Source organism: Curtobacterium sp. VKM Ac-2884 (assembly GCF_015350945.1).
GTDB lineage: Bacteria > Actinomycetota > Actinomycetes > Actinomycetales > Microbacteriaceae > Curtobacterium.
In genome coordinates this window covers 105,365-122,360 of the sequence record NZ_JADKSA010000005.1, presented here as the reverse complement: position 1 = coordinate 122,360, position 16,996 = coordinate 105,365, and the positions used below count along the sequence as shown (strand labels likewise).

At 71.1% G+C, this 16,996-nt stretch carries 10 protein-coding genes and 1 pseudogene; 9 read left to right on the top strand and 2 right to left on the bottom strand.

All coding sequences use genetic code 11. The features are described from left to right. Positions 1-113 precede the first annotated feature (113 nt). The 8 genes and pseudogenes from ITJ60_RS14410 to ITJ60_RS14375 all read left to right on the top strand — a co-directional run bounded on the left by ITJ60_RS14410 (position 114) and on the right by ITJ60_RS14375 (position 9,944). Positions 114-1,472 (top strand): ABC transporter substrate-binding protein, encoded by a 1,359-nt coding sequence (locus tag ITJ60_RS14410; protein ID WP_111085427.1) that lies wholly within the window; start codon positions 114-116, stop codon positions 1,470-1,472. Next, positions 1,469-2,389 (top strand): annotated as a pseudogene (locus ITJ60_RS14405) (carbohydrate ABC transporter permease); the annotation flags it as partial. The gene ITJ60_RS14410 and the pseudogene ITJ60_RS14405, both read left to right, overlap by 4 nt. A 167-nt stretch (positions 2,390-2,556) precedes the next feature. Continuing rightward, entirely contained in the window at positions 2,557-3,480 is a 924-nt protein-coding gene (locus ITJ60_RS14400) for a carbohydrate ABC transporter permease (RefSeq protein ID WP_194648409.1), read from the top strand. Then, a complete protein-coding gene (locus ITJ60_RS14395) occupies positions 3,477-6,536 on the top strand; it encodes a glycoside hydrolase family 2 TIM barrel-domain containing protein (RefSeq protein WP_194648408.1) in 3,060 nt (1,019 codons plus the stop codon). Before ITJ60_RS14400 ends, ITJ60_RS14395 begins: the two co-directional genes overlap by 4 nt. 99 nt (positions 6,537-6,635) lie before the next feature. Beyond that, entirely contained in the window at positions 6,636-7,736 is a 1,101-nt protein-coding gene (locus ITJ60_RS14390) for a glycosyltransferase (RefSeq protein WP_194648407.1), read from the top strand. After that, a complete protein-coding gene (locus ITJ60_RS14385) occupies positions 7,736-8,188 on the top strand; it encodes a polysaccharide biosynthesis protein (RefSeq protein WP_194648406.1) in 453 nt (150 codons plus the stop codon). The genes ITJ60_RS14390 and ITJ60_RS14385 overlap by 1 nt, the downstream gene beginning before the upstream one ends. Further along, a complete protein-coding gene (locus ITJ60_RS14380; RefSeq protein ID WP_194648405.1) occupies positions 8,185-8,706 on the top strand; it encodes a glycosyltransferase in 522 nt (173 codons plus the stop codon). The genes ITJ60_RS14385 and ITJ60_RS14380 overlap by 4 nt, the downstream gene beginning before the upstream one ends. Further along, positions 8,703-9,944 (top strand): hypothetical protein, encoded by a 1,242-nt coding sequence (locus ITJ60_RS14375; RefSeq protein WP_194648404.1) that lies wholly within the window; start codon positions 8,703-8,705, stop codon positions 9,942-9,944. The genes ITJ60_RS14380 and ITJ60_RS14375 overlap by 4 nt, the downstream gene beginning before the upstream one ends. A 1,279-nt stretch (positions 9,945-11,223) precedes the next feature. Here the strand turns inward: ITJ60_RS14375 and ITJ60_RS14370 are convergent. Next, entirely contained in the window at positions 11,224-11,643 is a 420-nt protein-coding gene (locus ITJ60_RS14370) for a DUF3151 domain-containing protein (protein WP_194648403.1), read from the bottom strand. Positions 11,644-11,914: 271 nt separating this feature from the next. On the opposite strand from ITJ60_RS14370, the gene ITJ60_RS14365 reads away from it, so the two are divergent. Then, positions 11,915-13,486 (top strand): ABC-F family ATP-binding cassette domain-containing protein, encoded by a 1,572-nt coding sequence (locus tag ITJ60_RS14365; protein WP_194648402.1) that lies wholly within the window; start codon positions 11,915-11,917, stop codon positions 13,484-13,486. 3 nt (positions 13,487-13,489) lie between these two features. Here ITJ60_RS14365 and ITJ60_RS14360 read toward each other — a convergent pair whose 3' ends face one another. Beyond that, on the bottom strand, positions 13,490-16,882 hold the full coding sequence (locus tag ITJ60_RS14360; RefSeq protein ID WP_194648401.1) for an SdrD B-like domain-containing protein: 3,393 nt from the start codon (positions 16,880-16,882) through the stop codon (positions 13,490-13,492). Positions 16,883-16,996: the final 114 nt, after the last annotated feature.

Genomic DNA, 16,996 nt, shown 5'->3' with positions numbered 1-16,996 from the left:
GCCACCGGGCGTCCACAGTCGGGAGCGAACACCCAGGCGCGAATCTGCAACGACGCTCGGTTTTGTGGTTGGCTGACCTGGACCCCGAATCGACGACGAACCGGAGTGCGGCAATGACGCCACGACCACGACCCATCTCCAGACGACAACTCCTGGGCTTCGGCATCGGCACGGCGGCGGCAGGACTGCTCGCCGGCTGCGCGGTCCCCGGTTCCACCAACGTGAACAAGGCCGCCCTCGTGCCGGCCGCCGCGTCGGGCGAGACCGTCCAGCTCACCTACTGGGCCTGGTTGAAGGACCTGCAGAAGGTCTGCGACGTCTGGAACAAGACGCACCCGAACATCCAGGTGTCGGCGAACTGGATCCCCGGCGGCAACAGCGGCGGGTACCAGAAGATGTACTCCGCGCTGGCGGCCGGCGGCGGTCCGGACATCGGTCAGGTCGAGCTCCGGCAGATCCCCGAGTTCATGCTCGCCAACGGCCTCGTCGACCTCGCCCGCTACGGCGCGAAGGACTTCGAGTCGAAGTACGACGAAGCCGCGTGGGCGCAGGTGTCGTTCGTGGACGGCGTCTACGGCATCCCGCAGGACACCGGCCCCATGGGGTTCTACTACCAGACCGCCCTGCTCGAGCAGGCCGGCGGCGAACCCCCGACGACGTGGGACGAGTGGCGGGACCTGGCCGAGAAGGTCCGGAAGACCGGCAAGCAGAACTACCTCGAGGTGTTCCCGGTCTCGGACGCGTCGCCGTTCGCCGCGTACGCGCAGCAGGCCGGCGCCCGTTGGTTCAAGGTCGACGGTGACGAGTGGGTCGTCGACATGACCGACGACAAGACCCTGATGGTCGCGGACTTCTTCGACGGGGTCATCGACGACGAGCTCGTCGACACCAGCGCCGGTGCGTACTCCCCCGGCTGGTACGCCTCGGCCGCGAGCGGCAAGATCGCCGCGGTCACGAGCGCGAGCTGGGGCGACGCCCTGATCGAGTCCGTGCAGGGCGGCGAGGGCAAGTGGAAGGTCGCCCCCATGCAGAAGTGGGGCGCCGACGGCTTCGGCTCGAGTGCCATCGGCGGTTCGACGGCGGCGGTCCTGGCGAACGCGAAGCACCCGAGGGAAGCGCTCGAGTTCATCACCTGGATGACCACCTCGAAGGAGGGCATCGACGCGATGATCAAGTACTGCGGCATCGGCTGGTCGCCCGCGGTCGACTACATCGGCAAGCAGCGTGAGCAGCCGTCGAAGTGGTTCTCCGGCCAGAACTACAACGAGGACGTCTTCGTGCCGGCCTCGAAGGAGCAGAACATCGACTGGTCGTGGTCCCCCGTGACCCAGTCGGCGTTCACGAGCCTGCAGAACCAGTTCCGCCGGAAGCTCACCTCCGGCCTCAAGCTCTCCGACGCGGTGGAACTCGCGCAGCGGGAGATCGTCCAGTCCTTCAAGGACAAGGGCCTCAGCGTCAGGACGGCACGATGAGCCAGCAGACCAGCACGCGACCCGCCTTCCGCACGAGCACGAAGGCCACGAGTGCGCAGAAGCGTGCCCCGTGGATCCTGCTCGCGCCGTTCCTGGCCCTGTTCCTGCTGACGTTCATCATCCCGATCATCAGCGCCCTGTTCCAGTCGTTCACGACCGTCGACCGCGAGGGCCTGTTCGGCGAGGACGGCGTCGTCGGCAAGTTCGCCGGCTTCGACAACTACGCGATCGCCCTGCAGGACTCCGGCTTCGTCGCCTCGATCGGCCGCATGCTGCTCTTCGGCATCGTGCAGGTCCCGGTGATGATCATCGCCTGCACGATCCTCGCGCTGCTGCTCGAGTCGGCGAGCGCCCGCTGGCCGGGCTTCTTCCGCGCGATCTACTTCATGCCGTACGGCGTCCCCGGCGTCATCGCGACGATCCTGTGGTCGTTCCTGTACGTGCCCGGCCTGTCGCCGATCGTGTCCCTGCTGCAGTCGATGGGGCTGCAGCCGGACTTCCTCGGCGCCAACAGCGTGCTCTGGTCGATCGCGAACATCGTCACGTGGACCTACACGGGCTACAACATGCTCATCATCGTGGCGCAGCTGAAGTCGATCCCCGGCGAGGTCTACGAGGCCGCCAAGATGGACGGCGCCGGCCCGTTCCAGGTCGCGTGGCGGATCCAGATCCCGCTCATCGCGCCGGCCTTGGTGCTCACCACGGTCTTCTCGATCATCGGGACGCTGCAGCTCTTCGCGGAGCCGCAGATCCTGTCCACGGTCGCCCCGGCGATCGACACCGAGTACACGCCGAACTACGCCGCGTACACGAACGCGTTCGCGTTCAACGAGTACGGCGTCGCGAGTGCGCAGGCGGTCATCATCGCGCTGGCCGCGTTCATCCTGTCGTTCGCGTTCCTCGCGTTGACGAACCGCGCGCCGAAGGACGAACGCGATCGGCGCAAGCGGGCCAAGCGTGACGGCCTGGAGGCCCGCACCGCGCTCCAGACGCGCGCTGCGGCGGGCAGCACCGGTACTTCCCAAGCCGCACCGGGCCTCCAGGCCAGGTCCGGTCTGCAGAACGGAACGAAGGGGGCGGACGCATGACCGTCGAAGCACCGACCAAGCAGCCCGCCGTCCCCGTGGACACCACGTCGATCTCGGCGCACCAGCGCCGCAAGCTCGACCGGTCCCCGCGCTCGCAGATCGTCGTGACGGGCATCCTCGTCGTCGTCGCGCTGTACTTCCTCGTCCCGCTGTACTGGGTCGTCATCGCCGCGACGAAGACGACCGGCGCGCTGTTCTCGACGAACGGGTTCTGGTTCGGCGGCGAGTTCGCGCTCTGGAGCAACCTGCAGCAGGTGTTCACCTACGACGGCGGCATCTTCGTCCGGTGGATCGCGAACAGCATCCTGTACTCCGGCGTCGGTGCGGTCCTGGCGACCTACTTCGCCGCGGCCGGCGGGTACGCGCTGGCGAAGTACGACTTCAAGGGGCGGCAGTTCGTGTTCGGCACGATCCTCGGCGGCGTGCTCGTGCCGGGGACCGCGACGGCGCTGCCGCTGTTCCTGCTGTTCTCGACGCTCGGCCTGACCGACACGTACTGGAGCGTGCTCATCCCGAGCCTCGTCTCCCCGTTCGGCCTGTTCCTGTGCCGGGTGTACGCCGCGGCGTCGGTGGACACCACGCTGCTCGAACAGGCACGCATCGACGGTGCCAGCGAGCTGCGGATCTTCCACACCGTCGTGCTCCGCCAGATGACCCCGGCCCTGGTGACCGTGTTCCTGTTCCAGGTCGTCGGCATCTGGAACAACTTCTTCCTGCCGCTCATCATGCTGGCAGACCAGAAGCTGTACCCGATCACACTGGGGTTGAACAACTGGCGCTCGCAGGTCGACCGCCTGCCGGAGTTCTACCAGCTCACCACCGGCGGGGTGCTCGTCTCGGTCATCCCGCTCGTCATCGCCATCATCGTCCTGCAGCGCTTCTGGCGCGGGGGCCTCACGGAAGGATCGGTCAAGGGTTGACCAACTCCGCACTCGACGACCTCCACTCGACCTCGCCGGGTTCGGCATCACGGCTCCCTCCGCGGGCCGCGCTCCACACCGACGCACCCTCGCTCTCGCTGAACGGCGACTGGCGCTTCCGGTGGTCGCCGGTCGCGTCGGTGTCCGACGCGTTCGCCACCGACGCCGCCGTGGAGGACGACCCCGCGTGGGGCGAGCTGCCGGTGCCGTCGCACTGGGTGCTGCACGGGCACGGGTCGCCGAGCTACACGAACCTGCAGTACCCGTTCCCGATCGACCCGCCGCACCCGCCGGACGAGAACCCCACCGGTGACCACCGGCGCACGTTCGAGCTGCCGGCGTCGTTCGCGGCGGCCGGTCGGGTGCTGCTGCGGTTCGACGGCGTCGAGTCGCACTTCCGGGTGTGGTTGAACGGCACGCTCGTGGGCTGGTCGACCGGGTCCCGCCTCGCGACCGAGTTCGACGTCACGCAGCTGCTCCGACCGGGGTCGAACGACCTGGCCGTGCGGGTGCACCAGTGGTCGGCGGCCTCCTACCTGGAGGACCAGGACCAGTGGTGGCTACCCGGGATCTTCCGCGACGTCACGCTGCTCGCCCGTCCCACGGCTCCGATCGACGACGTGTTCGTCAGGGCTTCCTGGGCGCCCACGTTGGGCAGTGCCGCGACGGCCGGGACGGCTGCGTCCGGACGCCCGGCGACCGGCAGCGGGACCATCACGTTCCCGACGCTGGACGCTGGCTTCCCGGTGCGGTTCGCGGTGCCCGACCTCGGCGTCGACGTGACGTGGGCGACGGCCGACGAGGTCGCGCCGATCGAGGTCGAGGGCGTCGAGCCGTGGAGCGCGGAGCTGCCGAAGCTGTACGACGCCACGCTGTCGACCGACTCTGCCGCGACCGGCACGGCGGCGGGTGGTACCGACGGCGGCGAGACCGTGTCGCTCCGGCTCGGCTTCCGCACCGTGTCGATCGAGGGCGACCGGTTCCTGGTGAACGGCGAGCGCGTGGTGTTCCACGGCGTGAACCGACACGAGACCCACCCCGTGCGCGGCCGCGTCTTCGACGAGGAGCACGCCCGCGCGGACATGGCGCTCATGAAGCGCAACAACGTCAACGCGATCCGCACCTCGCACTACCCGCCGCACCCCCGCGTGCTGGACCTCGCCGACGAGCTCGGCTTCTGGGTGATCCTGGAGACCGACCTCGAGACCCACGGGTTCATCTTCACCGGCTGGGTCGGCAACCCCTCCGACGACCCGGTCTGGGCGGACGCCTACCTCGACCGCGTCGCACGGACCGTCGAGCGGGACAAGAACCACCCGTCCATCGTGATGTGGTCGCTCGGCAACGAGTCCGGCACCGGCCGGAACCTGGCGGCGATGTCGCAGTGGGTGCACGACCGCGACGCCGAGCGGCCCGTGCACTACGAGGGCGACTACACGGGCGAGTACACCGACGTGTACTCGCGGATGTACCCGTCGCTGCAGGAGACCGAGTCCATCGGCGGCGGCACCCCGACACCCCTGCTCGGTTGCGGCCCGGCCGAGGCCGCACGGCAACGCTCGAAGCCGTTCATCCACTGCGAGTACGTGCACGCGATGGGCAACGGCCCCGGCCAGATCGCCGAGTACGAGGCCCTGGTCGACCGGTACCCGCGCCTGCACGGCGGGTTCGTGTGGGAGTGGCGCGACCACGGGCTCCTGGCGCAGACCGCGTCCGGCCAGGACTACTACGCCTACGGCGGCGACTTCCACGAGGTCGTGCACGACGGCAACTTCGTGATGGACGGCCTGGTGCTGCCCGACGACTCCCCGACCCCGGGGCTCGCCGAGTTCGCGGCCGTCGTCGCCCCGATCCGCCTGGCGGTGTCGGACACCACGATCCTGGTCGAGAACCGGTACCACTCGGCCTCGACCGCCGGGCTGCGGTTCTGCTGGACCCTGTCGCGGAACGGCGTCGTCGAGGCGTCCGGTCGGTTCGCCGCCGGCGTGGTGGCGGCCCGCGAGTCGGCGACCGTCCCGGTGCCGTCCGAGGTGCTCGACGCGGCCACCGCCGAACTCGCACCCGGCGACGAGCTCTGGCTCGACCTGACCGCCGAACTGGCGGGCCCGACCGCGTGGGCGGACACCGGCCACGTCGTCGCACGCACCCAGCGGCTCGTCGCGAGCCGTGTTGCGGACGCACCACGGGCCTCCCGGCAGGGGTGGGACGGCGACCGTCTCGGCGACGGGACGTTCTCGGACCGCGGCGACCTGGTGTCCTGGAAGGGACACGAGGTCGCAGGGCCCCGTCTCGAGCTCTGGCGTGCCCCGACCGACAACGACCGCTTGGCGTCGCAGGGCGGCTACGAGACGGCGGACCCGGTGCTGACGCACGGCGTCGGTGACCCGGACGCTCCCCCGTCGGCCTCGCGCTGGCGGGACCGTGGACTGGACCGGCTGACCCACCGCCTGGTGTCGGTGGCACGGACCGACTCCGGGCTGGAACAGCGGGTGCGGGTGGCGGCGGCGAACAGCGGGTGGGGCCTCGAGGTCACGCACCGCTGGACCCTGACGTCCGACGGGCTGGTGCTGCAGACCGACGCGGTGCCGTTCGGGGCGTGGGACGTCACCTGGCCGCGGATCGGGGTGCGGTTCGACCTGCCGGCCGGGTTGGCCGACGAGACGGCCACGTGGTTCGGCACCGGGCCGCTCGAGTCGTACGCCGACTCGTCGCACGCTGCCCGGGTCGGTCGGTTCACCGCTCCGGTGCGGTCGCTGGGGGTCGAGTACTCGCGGCCGCAGGAGACCGGGCACCGGCCACTGTTGCGGGAGCTGTCGGTCGGGCCGTTCACGGTGTCGACCGTGGGATCGCACCGTGCGGGCTTCACCCTGTCGCCGTGGACCGCGCAGCAGATCGACCGCGCCGAGCACCCGTACGAACTGCCGACGTCGGACCACCTGTACCTGTACCTCGACGCCGCGCAGCACGGGCTCGGCAGCCGGGCGTGCGGCCTCGACGTGCTGCCGGAGCACCAGCTCTGGCCGCAGGCGTTCTCGTGGAGCGTGGTGCTGGCGTAGGGCGGGGCGCGCGCCGCCGGGCGGGACCGGACAAGGTAGCCCTGGCTACTGTTATTCCATCGTGTAGTATGTGAATATCAGTTGCCAGGGAGGCTCGTCGTGATCGTTTTCGTCCAACCCCATCTCCGCTTCGGCGGTGCCGAACGCCAGACGGTCAGCGTCGCCAACGCCCTGTCGGAACGCGGGCACGACGTCGCGGTCGTCCTCCACTCGGGCGGCGGGGGTCTGGAGAGCACGCTCCGGCCCGAGGTCGAGCTGCACGTGCTCGGTGTCGATCACCACCTCGCGACGCCGGAGATCGCGCGACGTCTGTACGCCGTGCTCCGCCGCATGCCGCCGTCGTTCGTCGTCGTCAAGTTGTGGTCGTCGATCCTCGCGTGCGCCCTGATCGATCGGCTCCCCGGCGCGCGCGATCACACGTACAACTACTGCGAGGACCTCGACCCTCGTGACCACGCCACGTACATCGCGCTCGGCCGGGCGAAGCAGCGGCTGATCGGTCGTGTCTTCCGATCGCGGGCGCACCTGACCGCGAACACCGAGACCGTCGCATCGTCGATGGTCGACGTGTACGGGCTCCGACGCACGCCCGCGGTCATCCCGAGCACGATCGACACCGACGAGGTCCGGCGTCTGGCCGCCGGCTCCCCGCAGCAGCGGGACGACCGGTTCACGGTGGTCTCCGTCGGCAGCCTCATCGAGCGGAAGGGTCTCGACCGCACCTGGGCAGCGCTGCAGCAGCTCGATCGTCCGGTGCACTGGCGCGTCGTCGGGGAGGGACCCCTCCGGACGGAGCTCGAGGCACTCCGGCGGCGGAGCGGGCTGGTCCAGGTCAGCATCGAGGGCGGCCACGCCAACCCGTACGGGTACATGGCCGCCGCCGACGTCCTGGTGCACGGCGCGCGGAGCGAGGCGTGGGGCATCGTCCTGCTCGAGGCGATGGCTGTCGGCACCCCCGTCGTCGCCACGGGCTCGATCGGCCCGTTGGAGATGCAGCGGGCGTTGGGCGAACAGCCGGACCTGATGCAGACCGTGCCGCTCGACGACGTCGACGGCCTCCGCGAGGCGATCGAGCGCAGTGCGGCGACCGCCCGCCCGGCGCTGCGGTCCTTCGACTCCTACATCGCCCCGTTCTCGGTGACACGCGCCACCCGCATGTGGGAAGACCGTGCGGCGCGTCTCCTCGGAACGAGCCGCTGATGCGCATCCTCTTCGTCTGCAGCAGTGGGGGTCACCTCGACCAGCTGCTCACGCTCATGCCACCGCCGGAGGGCGTGGACGTCGCGTTCGCCACGTTCCTGAAGCCCGACTCGATCCCGAAGCTCGAGGGACACCGCACGCACGGACTGTTCTGGCCCACCAACCGGAGTCTCCGAGCGCTGGTCGTGAACCTCGGCATCGCCCTCCGAACGCTCCGCGCAGAACGTCCGGACCTCATCGTGAGCAGCGGAGCCGCAGCCGCCGTTCCGTTCTCGTGGGTGGGCAAGGTGCTCTTCCGGACGACGAACGTCTTCATCGAGTGCGTCGACCGCATCGACAACCCGACCCTCACCGCGCGACTGGTCCGACCGGTCACCGACACCTTCGTCACGCAGTGGGACGCACAGCTCGACGGTTTCCCGCGGTGCACCAAGGTGCGGAGCAGCAAGTGAGGATCCTGGTCTCCGTCGGGACGCACGAGCAGCCGTTCCAGCGACTCCTCGACGCCGTCGCCGCGACGATCGAGCAGCGCCCCCAGGACGAGTGGATCGTCCAGTTCGGCGTCGGTTCGTGGCGGCTGCACGCGGATCACGTCACCGCGGCCGACTACCTCGACGCCGTCGCCATGCGCCAGGCGTTGGAGTGGTCCGACCTGCTCGTGTCCCAGGCCAGCCCGGGGAACGTGTTCGGCGCACTCGCAGCCGGTACGTGGCCGATCGTCCTCGGCCGGTCGCACGCCGCCGGGGAGCACGTGGACGACCACCAGATCCGGTTCGCCCGTGCGCTCGAAGAACTCGGCTACGCCACGGACGTCGTCCGACCGGAGCGTCTCGATGCCCTGCTCGGTGCGGAAGCGTCGTACTCACCCGACGACCGTGCCGATCGGACGCGCGAGGCGGCACGGACCGCCCGTGACAACGAGCGCGCGTTCCGCCGAGACGTCTGGCGCGTCCTCGAGGAACTCGCGTGACCGCCGTCGCCTCCTCCGGGATGTTCGCCCGCGGCGTCACCGGCACCGTGGTGACCGGCATGTCGCTCGCTTCCAGGGTCCTCGCGCTCCTCCTGCTGGTACCGGCCGCACGGCTCCTGTCGACGAGTGACTTCGGCGTGTTCTCCCTGGCGCTCGGTCTGGCCATCGCCGTCGCGAACGTGGTCGGCGGCGCCCCGGCGGACCTGACGGCGACCGCGGCGTCCTCCGCCCCCGCGCGCACGTGGCGCCTGGTGACGCGGGTGGTCGCGACCCTCACGCTCGTCGAGGCCGCCCTCGTGGCGGTGGTCCTGGTCGCGCCGGTCCCGGCTCCGCTCGTCGTGCTGTCCGCGGTCGTGTGCCTCAGCGCGATCGGCCCGGTGCTCGCGATGAACCTGCTCCGCGGCCTCGACCGGCCTGTCCTCGGGGCCGCGCTCCCCTACGCGGTGCTCCCCGTCGGGCGCGCCGTGGTCGCCGTCGCCGCGCTGCACGTCGGAACCGACCTCACCGGACTCATGACCGCGCTCGCCGCCGTCGGTACGGTCGTCGGACTCCTGACGCTGACCGCGCTGGTCCTGACCCGACCGGCGGCAACGGCCGCGCCCGCCGTCCTGGCGACGGGCGGTCGGACGCGCCGTCCGCTGCTCGCCGTAATCGCCGGGGCGACGGTCAGCGTCGTCTGGTTGACGATCGGTCAGAGCGGCGCGATCGCCCTCTCCGCGGCAGCAGGACCCGCCGTGCTCGCCGCGTTCGTGCCCACCGCCCGGCTCTGCGACGCGCTGACGGCGATCGGGATCGGCTACAAGGCCGCCGCGAACCGTGCACTGCAACAGACACCCGACGGAGCGCTGCCCCCTCGGGCCGTGCTCGGTGTCCTCGGGTCCTTCGCGGTCGCCGCCGTGGCGATGTGCTGCGTGGCCCCCGTCGCCGTCCCGGCGGTGTTCGGACCGGAGCTCCGTTTCCTCCCGGGGCCCGCCGCAGCGCTCATCGGCGCAGCCGCGCTCTCGTCGCTCGTCGCGGTGAAGATCCAGTTGCTCTTCGCCGCGCGCCGGTACCGCCGGATCGTCGTGTCGTCCGCGGTCGCCTGTGTCGTCGCCGTGGGCGGGATCGGGGCGTGTGCCGCAGTGTGGCACACCGAAGGCGTCGCGGCCGCGACGCTCGCCACCACGGCAGCCTGGTTGTCCGCCCTCACGGTGCCCGCCACCGCGCTCCGCACCCGATCGGCTGGTACCCCGTGCTGACGCTCCTGGTCTCCGGCACGGTGGCACTCGCGTTCATCGTCGCGCTCTGGGTGATCCCGACCTCGTGGCTCCTCCCGGTGGGCCTGCTCACCGCTGCACTCGTCCCGGTCGGTCGGTTGCCGCTGCCCGAGGTCGTCACCGTGCTGAGCCCCGGTGCGGTGGTCGTGCTCGCGTGGGTCGTCCGACGCGACCGGACGGCACTCGCGCGACCGGCCAGGATCGTGGTGACGATCGCCCTCGTGCTCGCCGGGTGGCTCGTCATCGGAGTCGTGTCGGGCATCTCCGTGCAACGCGGACTCGGGTGGGGGGCCGCCTTCACCCTGCTCGTGCTCGTGTTCACGTTCGAGCGCCGCATCCCGACCCTGGAGGTACGCCGGGTACTCGACACGTGGATGTGGACCGCAGCCGCGCTGTCCCTCTTCGGAGTCGTCGAACGGTTGCTCGGATCGAACCCGCTGTACGGCGGCGTGTTCGCATCGGGCGACTACCCGATCGTCCAGTACTGGAGCGACTACCGGATCACCACCACACTCGGCCACCCGTTGAACAACGCGCTCTTCCTCTCGGTCGGGACGGTCATCGCGGTCGCCCGGTTCGTCGAGCGCGGACGAACCAGCTCGCTCGTCGCCTCGGGGATCGGTCTGGTCGGCGTCTTCCTGACCATCAGTCGCGGCGGCCTCGTGGCCGTGGCGGTCGGTGTGGCGGTCATCGTCGTCGGACCGTTGTTCCGACGGGCGAGCGACGCGCGAGCCACGACGGCGAGCACACGAGCGTTCGTCGCCCTCGGCGTCACCGGTGCGGGCCTCGTCGGCGTCGCGCTCTCGCCGGCCTTCCAAGAGCGTCTCGGTTCGTCGAACGGCATCGCGTCTGCGCGCGCGCGGGATGAACTCGCCCCGCTCGTCTGGACGACGTCTGAGCACCTCGGGCACCTGGGTTCCGGTCCGGGCACGTCGAACCTCCTGCTGGTGGAGCGTGGCACACCCGTCGTCGTGGAGAACTCCTGGTTCCAGCTCCTCCTGAGCCTCGGGCTCCCCGGGGCGTTCCTGGTGGCCGCGCTCGTCGTGACCGCAGCGGTCCTGGCGCTCCGTTCCGGGTCCCTGAGCGCAGCAGCGGCCCTCGCAGCCCTGTCCACGTCGGCGGCGGGGTTCAACTGGATCGAGGCGGACCGGCCCGGGATGCTCTTCCTGGGCCTACTCGTCGCCGCAGCGATCAGCGCGGAACAGCCGGCCGCGGCGCCGCCCGGTTCCGGGCGGAGGGCATCGAGGACCGCCCCGTCGCGCTACCCCTCGAGCGCGCGGATCGCCTCCAGGTCGGACGCGTCGAGGAAGTCGGTCAGGCGCTCCGGCTCGCCGGCCTCGCCGATCGCCTCGGCCGCCCGCCGCAGCGCGAACAACGCGCGGAGCACGCCGCGGTTCGGTTCGTGCGACCACGGCACCGGGCCGGCACCGCGCCAGCCGGCGCGACGGAGGGCGTCGAGCCCGCGGTGGTACCCGACGCGGGCGTAGGCGTAGGACTCCAGGCTCGCGCCGCGCTCCCAGGCCTCGTCGGCGAGGAGGGCCCACGCCAGGCTCGACGACGGGTGCGCCACCACCACGCTGGCGATCGGGGTGTCGGCAGCGAGCGCCGCGGTCACCTCGGGTTCGGCGGGGAGCAGGGTCTCGGGGTTCGTCGACGGGTTCGGCAACAGGTTCTCCGGCATGCCCCCAGCCTGTCATCCCTTGCGCGTCCCCGTGGCCGGGATTACCGTGGGAGGCACCTCGTCGTCATCACGAGGCCCCGGGGCGGGAGACCGACCGGCGGCACGGGTGGCGGACACGGGGGTCCCCGACGGAAGAAGACGGATTGCTGTCGATCACCGGTTCTGCGCAGCCCACGCGCTGACACCGTGATCGCGCGCCCCGTCGGGCGCTCCACCGCACAGCGGTGGGTCCGGTGTCGTGCGCCCAGCATCGACACCGGGAGGCATCCCCATGCCCAGCAGCCCATCCGTCGTCCTGCACGACGTCACCTTCACCTGGCCCGACGGCTCCGTCGCGCTCGACCACCTCACCACCGCCTTCGGGCGTGGCCGGACCGGCCTGGTCGGGAGGAACGGGGCCGGCAAGTCCACGCTGGTCCGGCTCGCCACCGGCCGGCTCCACCCCACGTCGGGCACCATCTCGACGTCCGGTCCCGTCGACCACCTGCCGCAACGCCTGGCGACGGGGGCCGACGACGCCGTCGCCGACCTGCTCGGCATCCGCTCGACACTCACCGCGCTCCGGGCCGTGCTGTCCGGCGAGGCGTCGCCCGAGCACTTCGAGGAGGTCGGCGACGACTGGGACCTCGAGGAGCGGGCCGCCGCAGCGATCGCGAGCGTCGGACTCGACGGCGCCGACCTGGAACGCCCGGTGTCGACGCTGTCCGGCGGGCAGTCCGTGCTCGTCGCCGTCGCCGGGGTACGGTTGCGCGGCCGTCCGATCGCGTTCCTCGACGAACCGACGAACAACCTCGACCGTCGGGCACGCGGGCTCCTGCTCGACCTGGTCGACGACTGGCGCGGCACCCTCGTGGTGGTCAGTCACGACCGGGAGCTCCTCGAGCACGTCGACGAGACGTGCGAGCTCCGCGCCGGTGCGATGACCGTGTTCGGCGGGACGTTCAGTGCGTTCGAGGAGCACGTGGCCGTGCAGCAGGCGGCCGTCGAGCGCGAGGTCCGGGTCGCCGAACAGCGGCACCGCACCGAGAAGCGGCAGCGCATCGAGGCCGAGACGAAGATCGCCCGACGCGCTCGCGCCGGGGTGAAGGCCGTCGAGAACATGCCGAAGGGCTACGCGAACGAGCTGCGGAAGAAGGGCGAGCAGACCGCCGGCCGACTCCGCGTCGGGTACGCGGACGACGAGGCCGTCGCACTCGCCACGAAGCGTCAGGCCGAACTCCGCCTGCGCGACGATGAGTCCATCCACGTGACCCTGCCCGACCCGGACGTGCCGGCGTCACGGCAGATCGCGACCGTGACGGTGCGTGGGCGGGACGTGATCGTGCGGGGACCGGAGCGGATCGCGGTCACCGGGGACAACGGCGTCGGGAAGTCCACCCTGCTCGAACAGCTCGTCGGTGCGCCGGAAGCCCGGGAGCACCCGCTGCCCGGCACCGGTGCCGTTGCCCACGTCGAGCGGATCGCGTACCTGCCGCAGCGGAAGGACACCCTCGACGACTCCGCCACGGTGCTCGACAACGTGCGTCGGGACGCTCCGCACGTCCCCGTCGCCGAGGTCCGGAACCGGCTCGCGAAGTTCCTGGTGCGCGGCGACACCGTCGACCGACTCGCCGGGGCGCTGTCCGGCGGGGAGCGCTTCCGGGTGGCGCTGGCGAGCCTGGTGCTGGCCGACCCGCCGCCGCAGCTGCTGGTGCTCGACGAGCCGACGAACGACCTCGACCTGACGAGCGTCGACCAGCTCGTCGACGCGTTGCGGGCCCACCGCGGCGCGCTCGTCGTGGTCAGTCACGACGAGACGTTCCTCGACCGGCTCGAGCTCGACGCCAGGATCGAGCTCCGGTGACGGTCAGCGTCTGCCGGGACGGTTCCGGCCAGCGCCGAGGAGGAGCGCGCCGACCACGACGAGCAGGACCGCGCAAGCGATGCCGATCGAGAGCCCCGTCGAGCCGGTGAAGGCCAGTGCCCCGTCGCCGCCGTGCCGCACGCCCGGTCCGGCAGCGGCGGACGAGGCCGCCGGACCGTCGAGCTGGTCCGGTGCGGGTCGGCCCGGCGTGGCGTCCTCGCCGGGGACGACGGGGACGACGCCGGCGTCGACGGTGCTGTCGCGGGTGACCGCGGTCCGACCGCCTTCGGCGTCGTGCTCCCACACGATCGGTACGGTACCGGAGACACCACGGGCATCCACGTCCGAGTCCGCCGCTGGATCGTCCCCGACGTGCTCGGTGGTGAAGGCGCGGTCGTCACGGTCCGCGACGGTGACCGTGTAGTCGCCGGGACGCAGCCCGTCGAAGTGGTACGTGCCGTCGGCGTCCGAGGTGGTGTCGCGTTCGACGTCGTCACCACGGTCGTCGGTGCCGTCGAGGTGGACCTGCACGTCGGCGATGCCGGGCTCGCCGTGGTCCTGGAGGCCGTCACCGTCGTCGTCGGACCAGACGCGGTCCCCGATCGCACCGGCAGCCACGCGGACGGTGGCGGGGTTGGACTGCACCGGCAGCGCGAGGTTCGAGGCACGCACGCCGAACCGGTTCGTGTAGCGGTCGCCGTCACGCTCCCCGATCGTCGAGACTGCGACGGTGTGCGTGATGGTCTCGCCGCCCGCCACCGGCGCGGCGCGCTGGATGCGGAACGCGGTGACGTCCTGCAGTGCCGCCGGGCAGCCGTCGGCACCGAATGCCTCGGCGTCGCACCACTTCGTGGCACCGCCTGGCTCGTTGGACGGCGCGTGCCCGTCGAGCTCGACACCCGAGGGAGCGGCGGACGTGTAGGTGACGGTCTCACCCGCCGCGGAGTGGACCTCGACCGACCTGGCGAGTCCGACCGAGCCGTGGAACGACGAGTTGCGGGTGTCACCCCGGTGCGGGAGGACGTCGATCACGTCCAGGTCGGCGATCGGAGCGGCGTCGGTGTTGGTGTACGCGAGTGACCACTCGGGATCGTCACCGACCGCGACGACGGGCGCCAGTGCCCGCTTCTGCACGCCGACACCGCCGGTGGTGATGACCTGGACGGCGCGGACGGCCGTGCGGTACTCCGCGTCGGATGCGTCACTCGGCGACGCGACCTCGACGACGTTCCGGATCGCGCCAGCTGGTGCGAGCTCGGACACGGCCGCGGTGTAGGTGATCGGGTCGACCGGGGCGTTCGGCTGGACCCTGTGCAGGGTCCACGTCAGCCGTTGGCGTCGCGTGCCGTCGTCCCCGTCGACCGTGTCGATCTCCGGGTCGACCGAGGCGCTCCCGGCGACGTACGAGACGTGATCGGGCAGGACGTCGCGCACGGTGACGTCCGACGGCTGACCGGTCGCCTCGCCGTTGGTCAGCGTCGGGTACAGGGCGTAGTCGACGGCGTTCCCGGGCACGGTCACGCTGGTCTCGTCGGGGGTGTCGTCCGCGTCGTGCCCGGGGTCGACGATCTTCTTCTGGATGCGTGCGAGGTTCTCGGTGATGATGACGCTGTCGGACAGGGGGCCCGCTCCGAGTTCGGGGTCGGACCAGACGTCGTGGGTCCAGGCGGTGGCGCGGTCCCCGAACCACGCGTGTCCGAAGTCGTGGGCGCGCGTGCCGTTCGGGGCGTCCCGGGTGGTGACGGAGGTGGAGAGCGTGGCGGTGCCACCACCGGGGACGTCGCCGGTCACGCGGACGGCTCCGACGGCGTCCGGACCGCCGGGCACGTCCTCGGGGGTGTCGTACCAAGGTCCGTCGCCCTCGCCGCATGCCTGCTGCTGTCCGCTGCCGGGTGACGGCATGTCGTAGGCCGCGTACTGGATCGTCGCCCCGTCGATCCCGGTGGAGTACGCGGCCGTCCTCCCACCCACACGGTGGAGCCGCTGGGTGTCGCGGTCGAAGGTGTCACAGAGGATCGCGTGGTCGTAGGGCCGGAGTCCGTGGTTCCACGCGCGGACCTCGCTGCGGAGGACGGTCCCCGCAGTCAGCCACGGGTCGCCCTCCTTCGCGGACCCCGTCTCGGCGCCGGTGCCCAGCCCGGCGTCGCGGTAGATCTGCTTCTGGACACCGCCCGGCGCGTACTCGACGACGTTGCGCTTGGCGCTGTTGTCCTCGGTCGGCTCGGTGCTCCCCGGGAAGTTGTCGGCGCCGCTGACCGAGGTGGCCTGGAGCGCAGTGTAGGTGTTCACCGACTCGACGGACGTGCCCGACGGCGGGTACGGCATCCAGAAGCTGATGAAGCCGCTGACGAAGTACGGCTTCACCCCGCCGACGACCGGTCCGTTGGTGACGCTCTTCGACGGCACGCGGGACGGGTCCGTCACCGTCCCGGTGATGGTCACGTCGACGTCATCACCGGGGGCGCGCTGTTCGCAGGCGAAGCTCCCCGAGTCCACGACGGCGGCGTCTCCGCCGCCCTTCCCCGCCGGGAGGCCGCCCATCCGCCACGCGGTGTCGGCGTTCGGACCGCAGACGGGCTGGCCGCCGTTCCAGAGCACCGCGTTCGACGGGACGTCGCCGAGGATCCGGGAGACGTCGTCCGTGAACCGCATGCGACCGGCACTCTTCTCGAACCCGAACATGCCCTGACCGGGCACGACGGGTTGCCAGTCGACCGCGATCGGGTAGACCAGCTGCAGACCGGCGCTGCCGTCCGGACCGATGACGTCCGTCCGGAGGATCGACGCATGGACGTTCTTGCTGAGGTTGTACCGAGCGGCGGCGGAGACGGTCGTCACCGTGGACGTCGTGGTGATCGGTGCGGCACCATCGGCGGTGCCGGTGACGTCGACGGCGATGCGGTCGCCGTTCTTCCGGTCGGCGGAGACGTTCAGCACGGCCGGGACGGCGACCGCGTGCCCTTCCGCGACGGTCCCGAGGTTGCACGTGAGCACGTTCCCGCTGACGGAGGAGCCCGCACCGGTGCACGGGGTCGGGAGTCCGGCCCAGGACGTCTTCTCCGGAGCCGCCACGGTGAACGTCTCGTTGGACGAGGGGCCGCCGGTGGAGTTCATCGTGACGCGGTACGTGACCGCGTCGAGCGTCCGGACGATGCCGTTCGCGTCGCCGGAGTCGCCGCCCGGTTCGTCGTTCGGGGTGAACGGACCGTAGCCGTCCTTCGCGATCTCGACCGCGACGTCGATCCGCGCCGCGGCGGGCGAGGGAACCGGTTCCCCCGACCCGCGCTCCTCGTCCGGTGTCGGGAGTGCGGCCGCCGCCGGACCGGCCAAGCCGAGCACGACGCTCAGCGCAACCAACGGCATGGGCACGGCGAGGATCCGGGTGCGCGATCGCATGGGGTCTCCAGGTGAGAGGGGCGCGCGAGCGCCGTCGGTCACCTGGACAGTAGAATACTGATGCGTTACACGCAAGCCGCAGGTCGTGCATATACCACATGCACGATGAACGGC